Below are 15,738 nucleotides of genomic sequence, written 5' to 3'. Positions count from 1 at the left end.
TTTAGCGAAACTAAATTTTGATAGATTTCTCCATTTCGTCACACTTCCGTCGGGAAGAACTAAGCATGTACCACAACGGTCAAAATGACGATTTATGTGGTTGAAAATGCAGATATTCTCTCCACAATATCTTCAATTACATCCGCAGATTTGAGGATTTTATAATGTCCTACCTCTTCAAATGATTTTGCGTTTATTGCAGGATTTTTAGCTAAAAACTCTTTTAAAAACAAATACGGCGAAATATGATCGGCTGGATCAAAAGCCAGAAAATGTTCTAAATCAGCATCCAAGTGATAAAGTTCAGTCAGGTTAAAGTGTTCAGCCGGAACAGGAAATTCATGGGCAAAGTTGCTGAAAAAGATATCCTGATCCTTTGCGCCAATATTTACCGAATCTAAACTTTGTTCGAAGTTTTCTCTCAGTTTGATCAATGGTGCAATGCTAACAAGCAAGTTAGGGGTAATCGATAATTCCTGTACAGCAATTACGTTAGCCATGCCACCAAGTGAATGCCCAATAAGAACATCAGGCTGTGCGTATTTTAAAGAAATAGCTTTTACTGAATCTGCATATAACATCAGGTTGGAAAACTCGGAAACTGAACTTCCGTTGCCAGGTGCATCAAAAGCAATTATCTCCAGGTCATCTATTTTCTGAAGTTCGATAATCAGCTCATAAAAATCCAAAGCTTTTGAGGCCCAGCCGTGTGTAAGTAATACTTTTCGCTTTCCATTTCCCCAGCTAAAACAATTAATGGTGACGTTGGCTTTGGTAAAATAGGTATCGAAAACCTGAAGGCTAAACTGCTTTGAAACCGCAATAAGCTGTTCCTGATGCAGGCGTAAGGGCATTTTAGGTGAATAAAAAATAAACTCGCGCATTAAAGCAGCATCAGGAGTATCCTGCCTTGATTTAAGCTCGTTTACAATCTGTTTTAGCCTTTTCAATTTGCGCTTATTTGAATTAGATCAAATGTGATTTTAAATCGGCTGGCGAATAGTTAACTGATTTCAAAGTCTTATCATCAGACTTTCTGAACACTAAAAACAGTCCGTCTATTTCTTTATAATAAGATTCTGTTCCGTCTTTTTCCAAATAAAACCGGATGGTTTGTTCAGCCTCCTCCACCGTTTTACAGGCTTTGCTCATGTTGGAGCGGTGGACTTCGTCAAACAAAGTTTTAAATTTTCTACCCAGCCCAAATTCGTGGATGGCACCGGCCAAAACATACTGCAAATCGCAAAGGGCGTCAGCAACTTCCACCAGATCATCATTTTCCACGGCTTCCTGCAATTCTTTCAATTCTTCTGCTAAAAGCGAAATACGCAGATTGGCCCGCTGTTTTGAAGGGATTACCGGACTTTCCAGGATGGGATGTTTAAAGGTAGTGTGAAATTCTGCAACCTGATTTAGCGAATTCGTTTCTTGCATGATGGTGTTTGATTTAATCTTGATACAGCAAACTTAAAAAAAACGAAAGAAATATTGGGGAGAATTTATACACAGGTTGGTTAGCTGGCTAACTGTTTAAGTTGGCCAACTGCAATTATGAATTGCTAAAAGATTGTTCAATTGTTGCATTGCTAAGTTGCAAATTGCCAACTGAAAACTGTTCAGAATGGTTAATCGGTTAATTGTTTAAACTGGTTAACTGAAAGATGAATCCTAGCAATTGAACAATCTAACAATTCAGCAATATTTAAGTTCCTCAATTAACCAGTTAACCTATCTATACAATTAACCAAACTACCCCTACTTCTTCCCCTCTCTTACCACTTTAAAAAATTCTTCTTTATAGGTTTCGCCAACGGGGATGGCCTGGTCGTTGATATAAACCGTATTTCCATCTATCATCTTAATTTTTTCCAGCGAAATAATATAAGATTTATGGATGCGGTAAAAAGGAGGCTGAGGCAGTTCCGTTTCCAGCTCGCGCAATGCCTGATAAGTCACAATTCTTTGGGTTGCCGTATAAACCGAAACGTAGTTTTTCAAGCCCTCTATATAAAGAATATCTTCATAATTAACCTTTATAAATTTGTTTTTAGTGTCACCTTTGATGAAAATAAAATCGTTTCCCTGCATGGCTGGCTTCTGAACAACTTCTTGCTGAACAGGCACTACAGGCATTAAAATCTGCTGTGCTTTTGTAGCGGCCTTATAAAAACGTTCATAGGAGATCGGCTTAAGTAAATAATCTACCACATCTAGATCAAAACCCTCTAAAGCATATTCGGGATAGGCAGTGGTTAGGATTACCTTGCATTTACCCCCACAGATTTTCAAAAGCTGGATACCCGTTAACTCAGGCATTTGTATATCCAAAAAAACAAGATCCACCTTACCTTCCTGAACGAGGTTAAGTGCTTCAAAAGCATTGGTAGTGGTTCCAACTAAGTCTAAAAAGGGAGTCTTGTTGATAAAGGCAGCAACAATATCTGCGGCATAAGACTCGTCATCAACGGCAAGGCAACGGATCATAAGGTGGAGGTTAGGGGTTTAGCGGTTAGGGTTTGGTGGTTAGCGTGGCGAACTAAAATATTTCAATGATACAAATTATACATCAGAGATTTAAAATCAAAGTACTTTTGTAGGTATTTCCGTTATTGGAAATCAATAACTCATGTTTCTCGGGATAGATCAGATCTAACCTCCGGTGTATATTTACCATACCAATACCGCTTGAATGGTCTTTCTGCGCATGACTGATCTTATTGCTCACTTCAAAACTTAATCTTTTGTGTTGCACTTTAAGCCTGATACGTACCGGTTGAGTCTCATCATTCACCACACCGTGTTTAAAAGCATTTTCAACAAAGGGGATCAATATCAGCGAAGCTATTTTTTGATCGCCAACGCCATCTGCTGTAAAATCGACATAAAATTTAGGTTCAAAACGCATCCTGAATAATGCCACATAACTCTCCAGATATTCAACCTCTTTATCTAAACTCACTTTACCATCCGGGCTGTCGTTTAAGGTATATCGCATCAGGTCTGACAATCGCAGAACAGCATTGGCCAGCTGATCGGAAACGGGAATAGCCAGCGAATAAACATAATTCAACGTATTATACAGGAAATGTGGATTGATCTGCGATTTTAAAAATGAAAGTTCGGCTTTAACCACTTCTTCCTTAAGTTTACGGTTTGCCTGTTCTGATTTAAAGCTCTGTTCAATTCCATATACCGCCGCCGGCACCACAATAAAAGCTAAACTCCAGTAAATATTATCTGATATATAATTCCATGCCGTTACGCCATCATCATAATTATGAAAACCAAACCACTTTAGATATAGGATCTCTTCTATTAAATACCGAAGTGAGGTAAAAACGGCTATGGTAAATAAAATACCGCCTATTAACTGGGGTAATTTATTTCTTTTCAAAAATCTTGGATATACCCATGCATAACAGATATAGAATTCTATCACCTGTATAAAATTCATAGAAATGCTAAAAGCAGATTGTCTGAAGGTTGTGCCATCAATTAAATGTCCACCATAAAAATAGCCCAAAACAAGCAACCAGCCAAGAAGATGAAAAGAAATGATTTTTATTGTTTTCATAGTCCAAAACTAGACAAAGCTTTTTTAACAGCCTATTTTCTTATTCCAAACGGACAAATAATTATCCCAACCGCTACATTTTAAGGATGAATGCCAATTGTGCGCTAAAAATGGATTGGGATAATATCTTAAAGGGTTGGGATAATGTAATTTTTAAACTAATGCAACCTCTTCATATTTGAAACGTCAATATCAAAAACCAACACGATGATGAATCATTTATTTAAATCCATTCTTTTTGCCCTGCTTGTTTTTAATTTCCAAACTGCTCTTGCTCAAAATATGAAGGTATCAGGAATGGTTACCGATAACAAAAATAAAACACTCGATTATGCGTCAGTAGCCTTAATCCACTTACCCGATTCGGCATCTATCTCCTTACAGGTTACCAACAAACAAGGTTTATACGAATTTAGTAATGTTAAACCAGGCAGATACCTCATTAAGGCTTTAATGATGGGTTATAAAAAAAACCAGTCTGCAGCATTTGAAGTAAAAGACAGGCCTGTTAAAGTTCCGTCAATCATACTGGCAGATGAAACGCAAAACCTGAAAGATGTAAACATCATATCGAGAATGCCTGTAATTGATCAAAAGGCCGACCGGGTGATTGTAAATGTAGAGCAGATGAATACTGCAGGCGATAATGCACTGGAAGTGATCAGCAGGTCGCCGGGTGTGAAACTGGATAAAGATGATAACATTGTACTTAAAGGTAAAAAAGGGATCAATGTAATGATTGACGGTAAAATGAGTTATATGACAGGCCTGGAACTAACCACTTACCTAAAATCGCTGCCCGGATCGGTACTAAGCAAAATAGAATTGATTTCTAATCCTCCTTCTTCTTTCGATGCTGCAGGCACAGCCGGGATCATTAACATTAAACTGAAAAGAAATAAAATGCAGGGATTTAATGGCAACATAAATCTGGGCGGCGGTTATGGCCGATATGAAAAAGTTTACGCAGGTGCCAACCTGAATTACAATATCGGTAAGGTGAGTACCTATCTACGCTTAGATGCCGGACACTATAACTCTTACAACAGACTCACGTTAAATAGAAGCATTGGCGACGAACAATATAACCAGCTTAATTTCTGGCATCCGATAACCAACAGCTTAAATTATTCTACAGGTGCCGATTATTTCATTAATGAGAAACATACCTTAGGGCTGATGATTAAAGGCTTTACCGCTCCTGAAGACACGAAGGTAAACAGCAATTCGGTAAATTATAATGCTGCAGGTATAAAAATGGGCGGCACATCGATGTTCAACCCACAAAGCAATACTGAAAAAAACCATGCGCTTAACCTTAATTACCGTTTTAAAACAGATTCGTTGGGCGGTGAATTAGGTTTTGATGCCGATTACGTAAGGTTCGATAATAGCAAAACCGAAACTTTTACCAACAATTACCTTGATGCAAACGATCAGCTTATCGGCAATCCTATCGATTTGCGGAATAATGGAATGGGAAACGTTTCTATCTATGCTATCAAAGCTGATTATAGCTTAAATTTTTCGAAAACATTAAAAATGGAAACCGGCTGGAAAAGCAGCTGGGTTAAATCGCAGAGCGATGTGCGTTTCGATTCATTAAAAACCGCAGGCTGGCTTAACGATCCCCGCAGGACCAATGCTTTTCTATACCATGAAAATATTAATGCTGGTTATCTTTCCCTTGATCAAAGTTTTAAAAATATACAGATTAAAGCAGGTTTGCGTGCTGAGCAGACTTTAGGTAATGGTAGCTCATCAGGTACCAACACCTTGATCGACCGAAAATACTGGAAGCTTTTTCCAACGGTTTTTGTTTCCTTAAAACTCGACTCAAACAACCTCGTAACGGCTGCATACCGTAAGAGCATCAACAGACCATCATACAGCAGCTTAAATCCCTTTACCTTTTATACCGATCCATATACGGCCATACAGGGAAATCCGTTACTACAGCCATCTTACGCCAATAGCTTCGAATTTAATTATTCCATTAAAAACTTCAGGGTATTGACCTTGAGTTATTCTGTAAACAATGGTTCGATATCGGAAGTGGTTTATCAGAATAATATGACGAAAGAAAGTATCTCCAGGCCAGAAAACCTGAATCGAACCACAAACTTTTACATGGCTACCGGGAGTCCTTTTGATATAACCAAATGGTGGAACAACAGTACCGAAGTTTCAGCAGGATTTAACCGAACCGAATCAGCGGTCCAGGGAAATGGGTACAATGCTTTCTCCTGGAACTGGTCGGTAATCATGGATAATACCTTCACATTACCTAAAAACTATAGCTTAACCACTTATGCTTTTTATGATTCGCCATCCGTTAATGGCCTTTTCCGCAACCTGGAGAGTTATCAGCTCAATATTGACGTTAAAAAATTGTTCTGGAACAAAAATGCCACACTGGCACTAAAAGTAAACGATATTTTTAATACGAGTAAATTCAGGGCTAACCTGGAATATAACAATATTAAAACTTACTGGCAAAATGAATGGGAAAGCCGTAGGGTAAATCTAAGTTTCACCTATAAATTCGGAAATATGAAAATCAAAACCGCCCGCAGAAGACAAACCGGAACAAGCGATGAAGAAAACAGGGTAGGCAAAAATTAAAGATACGCGTAAAATAAATCGGTTAACTCTCTAACGTTATCCAGTTAACCGATTAACCATTTTATTTAATCAAACCAGCTATAAAACCAGTAGCATCCAGATATTACAGGCATAATGGCCAGAATTGCCCAGCGGACCTGCGAGTTTTTTAAAACCTGCCTTTTCGTACATGGTAATGGCTTTGGCAAGTTCAGGAAAAGACTCCAGATAAATTTCATTGTAACCAAATTGCTGTGCAGATGCTATACTTTTCTCCATCAGCAATTTGCCTATACCTTTGCCGCGTGAAGCCGGAAGGGCATAAAATTTAACGAGTTCAACACAACCGTCCGGTAAACCGTCTGTTGGATAAATACCGCATCCTCCAATAATTGCCCCATCCTCTTCGGCGAGCCAATAAGCAGATTTAGGGTGTTCGAAAAGCGTTGCCAAATCATCGGTTGTAGGATCGGTATAAACGGTACCTGGTTTGTCTACTTTAAATTCTTTTAAAACCGTTCTGATCATTGATGCAGTGGCAATATTATCTGCCGGAGTAATTTTCCTGATGGTTATGGCCATATCTTGTCATTTTTATCCAAAATTAAAAAACCACCAATTGTTTTAAAATAAAAGCAAACAAAATGCAATCGAATTCCATTATACATGTTAAAACGGATTTTAAACATGGAAAACGAGGAAAATAAAAAAGATACCAAACAGAACAGCAATCATCCGAAACCAACAGATGATGTACAACTGGAAATAGAAACTGTAATACCTTCAACAGAAAAGGAAACTGCTCAACCAGGTGAATCTGTACAGAACACCGGAGAAGCCGAAGATCAGGAAAAATCAAAATCAAATGATCAGGTTGATAAAGAAGATTTTACAGAAAAACCAGTTGAAGAAACTAAAACTGACGGCGATGATCAACGCGACGATATTGAAACCACTACACCGAGTGCCTAAGTTAATTTTGGTTAAACCGGTATTCCAGCTGAAATAGTTTTAGTATTTTGGCGTTATGAATGATATGAAAAAGAAACTATTGCTTTTTTTGTTTACCATAAGCATTTTTGGCTGTGGAATAAACAGGCAGGCGCAACAGATAAAAGCACTGGAAAATTGCACCTATAAAATTACCGGAGTAAAACAGGTGACAATAGCGGGAACAGATGTTAAACAATTGATGGATCAGCAAAGTTTTAGTCTAACCAGTTTACCCGGGGTAGCATTGGGTCTGTTAAGAAAAGACATTCCCTTAAAAGCGAACCTGAATTTAGAAATAACCAACCCGTCAAGTAATTTAGCCGCCATAAACCAGTTTGAATATAAAATACTGGTTAATAATACTGATCTGGCAGAAGGCATTGTTAATCAAAATGTAAGTATTGCACAAGGTCAGACCGTAACTGTCCCTGTACAGCTGGTGAGCAATATCTACGGGTTGATATCTAATGGTAATGTTTTCAACGATATTATTAAGGCGGCTCAAAAGGGATCATCTTCAAAAGATGAAAAATTAGGTTTATTAACTATTAAAATAAGACCAACTTTTATGCTGGGCAGTACACCTGTCAAATATCCAGGTTATATCACCATCAACAAGGATATCAGCAGTAAAATACTATTGTAAATAAAATCGTATCAACAAATGCCTGCTTTACGTATTTAATTAAGCGGGCATTTTTATTAAAGTTTCATTAAAATTTCTTGCGAGGTGTCATCACCATTCCTTTAAAGCCATTTGGATCCAGCTTCTCATCCAACTCCCTCAATTGAGCTACTGACAATTTGGGAACTGCTGTGGTTGCTGTGCTTAAACTAGATGTTTTTTTCGCTGTAGTTACAAAACTACCATTCTTCGCATAGGTCAAAGCATAATTCAGCAAGGTTTCAGTTTCATCGCCCCATGCTTTACTTAAATCTTCTGGCGATTCTTTATCAACCGTAAGGCCATTATAATAGCCTCCGACTCCGAGTTTGTTTTTAGTTTCAAACTCCGGGATATACATATCCACCTTATCTATCCTGATCGGAAAGAAACCCACAGGTTTACCATAAGTTGTTCTCCCGATTAACTTTACATCCATTACGGGTTTTAAGCTATTAATGGTTAGTTCACTGGCCGATGCGGTAGCGCCCGTTACGATAAAATAAACTCTATTCAATGCTAAACTACCTGATTTAGCAAATTTTTCTACGTTGTCTGTAGCGGTTGGCGAGTAATTTAAATCAGCATAAGTAGCATATTTTCCATTTACCCCCGTGGTAAAGGTTTGCAATTTACCTGCATCATCCAACAAGGGCTGGTGTGCCAAAACAGAGCTTTTTCGCTGAGCTGTGGTAATATTTTGCAGATAATCGTTATAGTAAGAAGTAAACATGGTATTACCGTTTTCTCCCGCAGGTGCCATCAGATTGATCATTTCGATAGCAGTTGAAACATAGCCTCCACCGTTATAACGTAAATCAACAACTACTTCGCTTACCCCCTGCGTAGCAAAATTAGCAAAAACTGCACTGATGGCTGAAGAGGCATTATTGGTAAAACTATTAAATACAATATAACCTACTTTCTTTGTACCCACAGTGTAAACATTTGTAAATAATATCGGATTAACTGTATATAGACCGCTCGATATGACAGCAGTTTTAGGGTTTCCGGCAATGTCATTAAAAGCTAAGGTAACGGTTGCATTTGTTCCAAAAATAGCGTTATTCAGGAAATTGACCGCGCCCGGATAGGTCAGATCCGTTCTTCCGTTCACACTGGTTATCCTACAACCACGTGTTAATCCCTGCAATGCCGCCGGCGAGTTGGGATAAACATACTTCACCATCAAATCTGTATTGCTGTTGTAATTATACTGGACAGAAAAACCATAATCATTGGCCGAGCCGTTTACGTCAGCTTTAAGCGCGCCTGTTTTACCCGTTGTAGCTGCCGTATAATCGAAAAACGAATATTTAGGTTCACCGGAATTGCTTACATATTCATATGGCTTGCCTGTTGCCGGATCTAAGGAATACTGTGTCATGGCATATAGTTCAGCCTCATTCGAGCTGAATCTCCTTGGATTAAATACGTCGTAGGTTGGGAGCGAAGTATTCCAGTAATAAAGTTCTTTTCCGTATAAAAAAATAGAATCTTTTGTCAATTCATCGCGCGTTCCGCTGGGCGTGGTTACAACCGGTGGTGTTTCGGGTTCTTCAGGCACCGTACTGCTTTTTTTGCAGCCTCCAATGGCTACAAAGCTTAAAAAACTTATTGCAGCCAGATAAAAGAATCGCTTATTTCTCATAGAAATTTTAATCATATTTTTTATATACGTACTGAACAATAGTTAAGTTGTTTCAAAATAAACTTTTATCCATAACTTCATCTCATTCAAAATATTGCACGTTTATGCCACGCCATTAATGAACTACGTAAATCTACCGATTAAATTACGTTTAACAGCGATATCTATTAAATTTAAAAAAGCCATTTAAATCAATCCCCAAACTTAGCCCTTTTAGCCTCATAAATTGTCGCCTTTGCACCGCTTTAACCGGACAACTTATTTGCAAATTTGACTAGCCAAATTAAGATTAACTTGCATTAAATCATACCTATAATCAATCTTAATAAACAATAACAAACCTTAAATTACGACTTAAGGAAAAAACTCAATTTAAAATCACGATTAATGCTCCGAGAGAAAAAGTTTGGGATGTGCTCTTCGGTTTAAAAACTTACCCTGAGTGGACCGCCGTATTTGCTGAAGGATCGCAAGTGGAAACCGACTGGAAAAAAGGAAGCCGGACCATTTTTGGAGATGGCAAAGGGAATGGGATGCTTGCGGTGATCCACGAAAACATACTCAATCAACACCTGTCTATCAAACACATTGGGGAAATCAAAGATGGCAAAGAAGCGTTGCACAATTGGGGCGAAGCTTTCGAAAATTATACTTTGAACGAAAAAAATGACGAAACTGAACTATTGATCGATATGGATATGGTTGAAGAATGGGTAGAATATTTTCAGGAAACATGGCCAAAAGCTTTAGCAAAAGTAAAAGAAATAGCCGAAAGGTAAGATTTACAGAAACCTATTAAAACCAGAAAAGCCTTTCATTGCTGAAAGGCTTTTAGATGTGGTGCCACCTGGATTCGAACCAGGGACACAAGGATTTTCAGTCCTTTGCTCTACCGACTGAGCTATGGCACCATCCGTTTGGGATTGCAAATGTAGTGTTCTTTTTCTCAAATCCAAAAAAGGATATCAGATTTTTTCTAAAAATGCAAACATAATGCGTCAACTTTTTGATAGGCAGAAAGATGCATTATTTTTTTTTATTCACTCATCTAATCATCATTCGTACAGAGGATCCAAAATCTGCTGTTCCGCTAATATCGAACATTTTAAAAACCACCAAAAACCAAAAAAGCCTTTCATTGCTGAAAGGCTTTTGGAAGTGGTGCCACCTGGATTCGAACCAGGGACACAAGGATTTTCAGTCCTTTGCTCTACCGACTGAGCTATGGCACCATCCGTTTGGGATTGCAAATGTAGTGTTCTTTTTTCAAAAGCAAAACTTTTTTTCGATTATTTCATTGTTACTCTGATTATCAATTAATTAATTTTTCTTTTTTCAAAATGAAGATTAATATCATTGCTTAGAATGAATACAAACAAATATTTTTTACTATTTTTTTATGCATGCATAGTAATTTATTTGGATTAATATCCTATTTTAGCATAACAATCTAATATTGCATGGTAGCACAGATCATTTTTCTAGTACTTACACTTGCAGCAATTGCGCTGTTTACAGTTAACCTGCGGAAGATAATTCGCAACATCCGCTTAGGCAAACCGGTAAATCGACAAGATCAACCGCAAAAAAGGTTAATGACCATGCTTCGGGTGGCTTTTGGTCAATCTAAAATGGTTGTTCGCCCTATCCCGGCTTTTCTCCATTTTTTTGTATACATCGGCTTTGTCATTATCAACATCGAAGTGTTGGAAATCATGATCGATGGGCTATTCGGCACCCACCGTATCTTTCATGGCCTGGGCGGTTTGTATAACTTTCTGATCGGCGCTTTCGAAATCCTGGCCTTTACCGTTTGGGTTTCCTGTGCTATCTTTCTTGTCCGCAGGAATATCTTAAAACTCAAACGCTTTAGTGGAGTAGAGATGAAAAGCTGGCCGAAATCTGATGCCAACTATATTCTCATCACCGAGATTTTATTAATGAGTGCCTTCTTGTTTATGAATGCAGCCGACGCAAAACTGCAGCTTATGGGGGCCAGCCATTATGTTAATGCCGGTGCATTTCCCGTAAGCCAATACTTAATCAACATCCTGCCATCATCAGAAAGTGCCTTGGTTGCTATAGAACGCAGCTGTTGGTGGTTTCATATCATCGGTATCCTGGCTTTCTTAAATTACCTGCCCTATTCAAAACATTTCCATATCCTTTTTGCTTTCCCAAACACCTATTTTTCCAATCTGGAACCTAAAGGAGAATTTAACAATATGGCCTCCGTAACCAATGAAGTAAAGGCAATGCTCGATCCTTCTTTTGTTCCGGCAGAAAATGAACCAGGTAAATTTGGTGCAAAAGATGTAACTGATTTAAGCTGGGTTAACCTGATGAATGCTTATACCTGTACTGAATGCGGTAGATGTACCTCGGTATGTCCGGCCAATATTACAGGCAAACTTTTATCACCACGCAAAATTATGATGGATACCCGCGACCGCATTACCGAAGTGGGGCAGAACATAGATAAACATGGCGAAGCACACCAGGATGGAAAATCGTTATTGGACGATTATATCAGCAGAGAAGAGATCTGGGCCTGTACCAGCTGTAATGCCTGCGTAGAGGCTTGTCCGGTAAATATCGATCCTTTACAGATTATCATGGAACTCCGACGTTTCGCCGTGATGGAAGAATCGCAGGCTCCAGGCAGTATTAATGCGATGCTGGGCAATATCGAAAATAACCAGGCCCCTTGGAAATATTCTCCGGCCGATCGTTTTAACTGGGCGCAAGAAAGTTAGCGGTTTGCAACGGATGGTTTTCAATTGACAATGAATTAGAATAATAATGACATCAAGTCTTGATACTCAATACTTCATACTTGATACTAGATAATAGACAAATGGAATTTAAAGTCCCTACAATGGCCGAATTGATGGCCGCAGGTGAAGAACCGGAAATATTATTTTGGGTAGGTTGTGCCGGAAGTTATGATGAAAGAGCGCAAAAAATTACCCGCGACATTTGTAAGATTTTACATCACGTAGGTATTAAATATGCGGTTTTGGGCACAGAAGAAAGCTGCACCGGAGATCCTGCCAAAAGGGCCGGCAACGAGTTCCTTTTCCAGATGCAGGCGATGACCAATATTGAAGTATTGAATGCTTATAACATCAAAAAAATTGTTACCGGCTGCCCACACTGCTTTAACACCATTAAAAATGAATATCCAGGTTTGGGTGGCAGCTACGAAGTGATCCACCATACACAATTGATACAGGATTTAATTAATGACGGAAAACTAAAAGCCGAAGGTGGCGAAAGTTTCAAAGGCAAAAAAATCACTTATCACGACCCCTGTTATCTTGGCCGTGGCAACGGCATTTACGAAGCACCCAGAAAAGCATTAGAGGTACTCGATGCGCAGTTGGTAGAAATGAAACGCTGCAAAAGCAATGGCTTATGTTGCGGTGCCGGCGGTGCGCAGATGTTTAAAGAACCAGAAAAGGGAAATAAAGATATCAACGTAGAACGTATTGATGAGGCTTTAGAAACCAACCCACAATTTATTGCAGCAGGCTGCCCATTCTGCATGACCATGTTAAGTGATGGCATCAAACTAAAAGATAAAGAACAGGAAGTTAAAGTGCTTGATATTGCTGAGATTACAGCAAGGGCAAACGGCCTGTAACCACTGTTTTAGGTCCACTTGATAAAAGCTGTACCATAAGAATAGTTGTCAATCTCAGCGTTAGCCTGCGTCATTCCCAAACCGATCCGATGGTTATCGGATGGGAACCACGTAGTGTTCAAGAGTACCGATAAAAAAACAAAAAATTAATGAATAATCTTCATGCAAAATGGCATCCGTTCGATCAGGTTTATTTTGGTCCTTTTTCTGCTGATAGTCAGTTTTCCCTTTGCACAAACCTAAGTTTATAGCCCTGATCGCAGCGGCATCCCCCGATCCTTCATCGGGGATAAAGCGCAGTGTAGGAATAACTTTAAAAAAAGCGAATGACACTGCGCTCCGACTAACCAACTACCTTAAATTTATGATTTGATAGTTTCCATTTCAGGAAAGCAATTTCAGCAATCCTTAGGTTATGTTTTTCCTGCTCTGCCTCCTGCCATGAAAAATGGCATCCGTTCGATCAGGTTTAGTTTGGTCCTTTTTCTGCTGACAGGTCAGTTTTCCCGTTGCACAAACCTCAGTTTATAGCCCTGATCGCAGCGGCATCCCCCGATCCTTCATCGGGGATATAGCACAGAGCAGGAGTAACTTTAAAAAAAGCGAATGACACTGCGCTCCAAAAACAACCAAATCTTTACATCACCATGCAATTCTTGCTTATTCTCAGAAAGCAATTGCAACCATAGTTTAATTTCTTCCTGCGCTACCTCTTGCCATGAAAAGTAGCATTCGTCCGATCAGGTTCAGCTTAATTTTTTTCTACCAGGTCAGTTTTCCCGTTGCACAAACCTAAGTTTATAGCCCTGATCGCAGCGGCATCCCCGATCCTTCATAGGGGATATAGCGGAGAGCAGGAATAACACTTAAAAAAAGCGAATGACACTGCGCTCCAAAAACAACCAAAAATCTACATCACCATGCAATTCTTGCTTATTCTCAGAAAGCAATTGCAACCATAGTTTAATTTCTTCCTGCGCTACCTCTTGCTATGAAAAGTGGCATTCGTCCGACCAGGTTCAGCTTCTTTTTTTTCTACCAGGTCAGTTTTCCACTTGCACACACCTCAGTTTGTAGCCCTGATCACAGCGGCATCCCCCGATCCTTCATCGGGGATATAACGGAGAGCAGGAATAGCTTTAAAAAAAGCGAATGACATTGCACTCCATAAACAAACCATAATCTATTATTTTACATAATGCCACCTAAACCTTAATAACATCGCGTCGTAATTGTTGCCTGGTTTAAGAAAGCAAATATTATAGAAGATCTATTGCTTCTGAGGAGTGGAAGCCTCTGCATTGATTTTATTCAGGTTATCGCGGATTAGATTCAAATCTTCGGCTTCGATGTTTTTTAAAGGGATAACAATCTGCGTAGCCATCGAATCTACGTCGCCTCCCCTATCTTTATAAGTCTGCACAATCACGTCATCGCCTTTGGTATGGATATATAATTTACCTGCGGTGGTTGTACCATAATAATCCATATCTTTAAATTTCGACAGCTTGAAAGCGAAATATTCGGTTTTACCGTTATTAAAATAGCGTTTATAGCGACAAAAACCATTGTTGGTAACATTTAACTCGTAGCGTTTTATCCGATCGCTTTCCTGGCTGTTGTCGTAATGATCGGTAAAGGTTTTTTGAAGATAGCTGGCACACTGTTCCACAGATTCGGGGTCGGAAAAAGCACATAAAAACATGCCAGAAGCCAAAAGCAGGGATATTTTCAAGCAGCGTGTAAACTTTTTCATCGGGTTAGCGTTTTTAACACAGCAATTTAATTAAAATCGTAAATTTGTATATGAGTTTTTCTCCACAATCAAGAGTCTGGATATACCAAAGTGATCGCAAATTTACTTCTGCTGAAGAAACTGAGATCTTAAACAAGCTAACCGCCTTTACCAGCCAATGGAAAGCGCACGGGCATGAATTGCTTGCAAAAGCGGAAATACGCTATGGCTTTTTTATTATCCTTACCGTTGACGAAAGTCAAGCCGGCGTTACCGGTTGTTCTATAGACAGCTCTGTTCGCCTTTTTAAGGAAATTGAACAGGAGTACCATGTAGATCTTTTCAACCGTTTCAACATTGCCTATAAAGTAAATGGTGAAGTGGTGGTAAATAATAAGGAGGATTTTGAAACTTTGGTTAATATAAAGCAGGTAACGCCGGAAACTATTGTATTTAACAATATGGTTCAAAACCTGGCTGAGCTTGAAACGAAGTGGGAAGTCCCTTTTCAGAATAGCTGGCATTCTACTGTTTTTGCACATTTACTGTAAGCCTGTGTTCATTGTAGATCTTAAATATATAGTACCGTTAACTGAGTTAGATGTGCATATGGAAGCCCATGTGCAATATCTAAAGAAATACTATAAGAAAAATATTTTTGTGGCTTCGGGCAGAAAGGTGCCCCGTACGGGTGGAATTATTTTAGCCCTGGCCAAAGATGAGGCTGAATTAAAGAAAATCCTGATGGAGGATCCCTTTTATAAACACCGTTTGGCCGATTTCACTATCACCCATTTCCTCACTTCGCAATACCACCCGGATCTTAAATCGCTTTTGGGTTGACCCATTTAAAAGTGCTGCTGTGATGACA

Annotated in this window: 15 protein-coding genes and 2 tRNA genes; 8 read left to right on the top strand and 9 right to left on the bottom strand. The window is 39.0% G+C overall.

The features are described from left to right. Positions 1 to 92 precede the first annotated feature (92 nt). From ACK1I8_RS02395 to ACK1I8_RS02380, 4 genes are all read right to left on the bottom strand, one after another. The gene (locus ACK1I8_RS02395) at positions 93 to 950 is read right to left on the bottom strand and encodes an alpha/beta fold hydrolase (RefSeq protein ID WP_412467768.1); all 858 of its coding nucleotides are present in this window, start codon (positions 948 to 950) and stop codon (positions 93 to 95) included. A 16-nt stretch (positions 951 to 966) separates the two neighbouring features. Then, positions 967 to 1,434 carry a hypothetical protein gene (locus ACK1I8_RS02390; protein ID WP_412467767.1) on the bottom strand — a complete coding sequence of 156 codons (468 nt, stop codon included), beginning with the start codon at positions 1,432 to 1,434 and terminating at the stop codon, positions 967 to 969. A gap of 321 nt (positions 1,435 to 1,755) precedes the next feature. Further along, positions 1,756 to 2,484: a LytR/AlgR family response regulator transcription factor gene (locus ACK1I8_RS02385; protein WP_412467766.1), complete on the bottom strand. Its 729-nt coding sequence runs from the start codon at positions 2,482 to 2,484 to the stop codon at positions 1,756 to 1,758. Between the two features lie 82 nt (positions 2,485 to 2,566). Beyond that, positions 2,567 to 3,574 (bottom strand): sensor histidine kinase, encoded by a 1,008-nt coding sequence (locus tag ACK1I8_RS02380; RefSeq protein WP_412467765.1) that lies wholly within the window; start codon positions 3,572 to 3,574, stop codon positions 2,567 to 2,569. Between the two features lie 207 nt (positions 3,575 to 3,781). Between ACK1I8_RS02380 and ACK1I8_RS02375 the strand changes: the two genes are divergently transcribed. Next, a complete protein-coding gene (locus ACK1I8_RS02375; RefSeq protein WP_412467764.1) occupies positions 3,782 to 6,199 on the top strand; it encodes an outer membrane beta-barrel family protein in 2,418 nt (805 codons plus the stop codon). A 78-nt stretch (positions 6,200 to 6,277) separates the two neighbouring features. Here ACK1I8_RS02375 and ACK1I8_RS02370 read toward each other — a convergent pair whose 3' ends face one another. Then, the gene (locus ACK1I8_RS02370) at positions 6,278 to 6,760 is read right to left on the bottom strand and encodes a GNAT family N-acetyltransferase (RefSeq protein ID WP_412467763.1); all 483 of its coding nucleotides are present in this window, start codon (positions 6,758 to 6,760) and stop codon (positions 6,278 to 6,280) included. A gap of 105 nt (positions 6,761 to 6,865) precedes the next feature. Here ACK1I8_RS02370 and ACK1I8_RS02365 point away from each other — a divergent pair, with 105 nt between their 5' ends. Then, a complete protein-coding gene (locus ACK1I8_RS02365) occupies positions 6,866 to 7,150 on the top strand; it encodes a hypothetical protein (RefSeq protein WP_412467762.1) in 285 nt (94 codons plus the stop codon). 64 nt (positions 7,151 to 7,214) lie between these two features. Further along, on the top strand, positions 7,215 to 7,817 hold the full coding sequence (locus ACK1I8_RS02360; RefSeq protein WP_412467761.1) for a hypothetical protein: 603 nt from the start codon (positions 7,215 to 7,217) through the stop codon (positions 7,815 to 7,817). Positions 7,818 to 7,884: 67 nt separating this feature from the next. Here the strand turns inward: ACK1I8_RS02360 and ACK1I8_RS02355 are convergent, their stop codons facing one another. After that, positions 7,885 to 9,486 (bottom strand): S41 family peptidase, encoded by a 1,602-nt coding sequence (locus ACK1I8_RS02355; protein ID WP_412467760.1) that lies wholly within the window; start codon positions 9,484 to 9,486, stop codon positions 7,885 to 7,887. A gap of 332 nt (positions 9,487 to 9,818) precedes the next feature. Between ACK1I8_RS02355 and ACK1I8_RS02350 the strand changes: the two genes are divergently transcribed. Continuing rightward, positions 9,819 to 10,265 carry an SRPBCC domain-containing protein gene (locus ACK1I8_RS02350; protein ID WP_412469343.1) on the top strand — a complete coding sequence of 149 codons (447 nt, stop codon included), beginning with the start codon at positions 9,819 to 9,821 and terminating at the stop codon, positions 10,263 to 10,265. A 59-nt stretch (positions 10,266 to 10,324) separates the two neighbouring features. On the opposite strand, the gene ACK1I8_RS02345 is transcribed toward ACK1I8_RS02350, so the two are convergent. Continuing rightward, positions 10,325 to 10,397: transfer RNA gene (locus ACK1I8_RS02345), tRNA-Phe, on the bottom strand. 248 nt (positions 10,398 to 10,645) lie between these two features. Beyond that, positions 10,646 to 10,718 (bottom strand) — tRNA-Phe (locus tag ACK1I8_RS02340). Between the two features lie 228 nt (positions 10,719 to 10,946). Between ACK1I8_RS02340 and ACK1I8_RS02335 the strand changes: the two genes are divergently transcribed. Both ACK1I8_RS02335 and ACK1I8_RS02330 read left to right on the top strand, forming a co-directional pair. Next, entirely contained in the window at positions 10,947 to 12,242 is a 1,296-nt protein-coding gene (locus ACK1I8_RS02335; RefSeq protein WP_412467759.1) for a 4Fe-4S dicluster domain-containing protein, read from the top strand. A gap of 101 nt (positions 12,243 to 12,343) precedes the next feature. Then, positions 12,344 to 13,132, top strand: a complete 789-nt coding sequence (locus tag ACK1I8_RS02330) for a (Fe-S)-binding protein (protein ID WP_412467758.1) — start codon at positions 12,344 to 12,346, stop codon at positions 13,130 to 13,132. A gap of 1,270 nt (positions 13,133 to 14,402) precedes the next feature. On the opposite strand, the gene ACK1I8_RS02325 is transcribed toward ACK1I8_RS02330, so the two are convergent. Then, entirely contained in the window at positions 14,403 to 14,888 is a 486-nt protein-coding gene (locus ACK1I8_RS02325) for a hypothetical protein (protein WP_412467757.1), read from the bottom strand. A 50-nt stretch (positions 14,889 to 14,938) separates the two neighbouring features. Between ACK1I8_RS02325 and ACK1I8_RS02320 the strand changes: the two genes are divergently transcribed. Next, on the top strand, positions 14,939 to 15,418 hold the full coding sequence (locus tag ACK1I8_RS02320; RefSeq protein ID WP_412467756.1) for an ABC transporter ATPase: 480 nt from the start codon (positions 14,939 to 14,941) through the stop codon (positions 15,416 to 15,418). Positions 15,419 to 15,422: 4 nt separating this feature from the next. Further along, positions 15,423 to 15,710, top strand: coding sequence for a YciI family protein (locus ACK1I8_RS02315; protein WP_412467755.1), 288 nt, complete (start codon positions 15,423 to 15,425; stop codon positions 15,708 to 15,710). Positions 15,711 to 15,738: the final 28 nt, after the last annotated feature.

Origin of the sequence: Pedobacter sp. KLB.chiD, from assembly GCF_047040275.1 — a bacterium.
Classification (GTDB): Bacteria; Bacteroidota; Bacteroidia; order Sphingobacteriales; family Sphingobacteriaceae; genus Pedobacter.
This window is presented reverse-complemented; position numbering and strand designations above follow the sequence as displayed.

Coding starts and splice junctions, on each gene's coding strand:
- ACK1I8_RS02390 (WP_412467767.1), bottom strand. CDS start 1,434: ATGCAAGAAACGAATTCGCTAAATCAGGTTGCAGAATTTCACACTACC.
- ACK1I8_RS02385 (WP_412467766.1), bottom strand. CDS start 2,484: ATGATCCGTTGCCTTGCCGTTGATGACGAGTCTTATGCCGCAGATATT.
- ACK1I8_RS02380 (WP_412467765.1), bottom strand. CDS start 3,574: ATGAAAACAATAAAAATCATTTCTTTTCATCTTCTTGGCTGGTTGCTT.
- ACK1I8_RS02375 (WP_412467764.1), top strand. CDS start 3,782: ATGATGAATCATTTATTTAAATCCATTCTTTTTGCCCTGCTTGTTTTT.
- ACK1I8_RS02370 (WP_412467763.1), bottom strand. CDS start 6,760: ATGGCCATAACCATCAGGAAAATTACTCCGGCAGATAATATTGCCACT.
- ACK1I8_RS02365 (WP_412467762.1), top strand. CDS start 6,866: ATGGAAAACGAGGAAAATAAAAAAGATACCAAACAGAACAGCAATCAT.
- ACK1I8_RS02360 (WP_412467761.1), top strand. CDS start 7,215: ATGAAAAAGAAACTATTGCTTTTTTTGTTTACCATAAGCATTTTTGGC.
- ACK1I8_RS02355 (WP_412467760.1), bottom strand. CDS start 9,486: ATGAGAAATAAGCGATTCTTTTATCTGGCTGCAATAAGTTTTTTAAGC.
- ACK1I8_RS02335 (WP_412467759.1), top strand. CDS start 10,947: ATGGTAGCACAGATCATTTTTCTAGTACTTACACTTGCAGCAATTGCG.
- ACK1I8_RS02330 (WP_412467758.1), top strand. CDS start 12,344: ATGGAATTTAAAGTCCCTACAATGGCCGAATTGATGGCCGCAGGTGAA.
- ACK1I8_RS02325 (WP_412467757.1), bottom strand. CDS start 14,888: ATGAAAAAGTTTACACGCTGCTTGAAAATATCCCTGCTTTTGGCTTCT.
- ACK1I8_RS02320 (WP_412467756.1), top strand. CDS start 14,939: ATGAGTTTTTCTCCACAATCAAGAGTCTGGATATACCAAAGTGATCGC.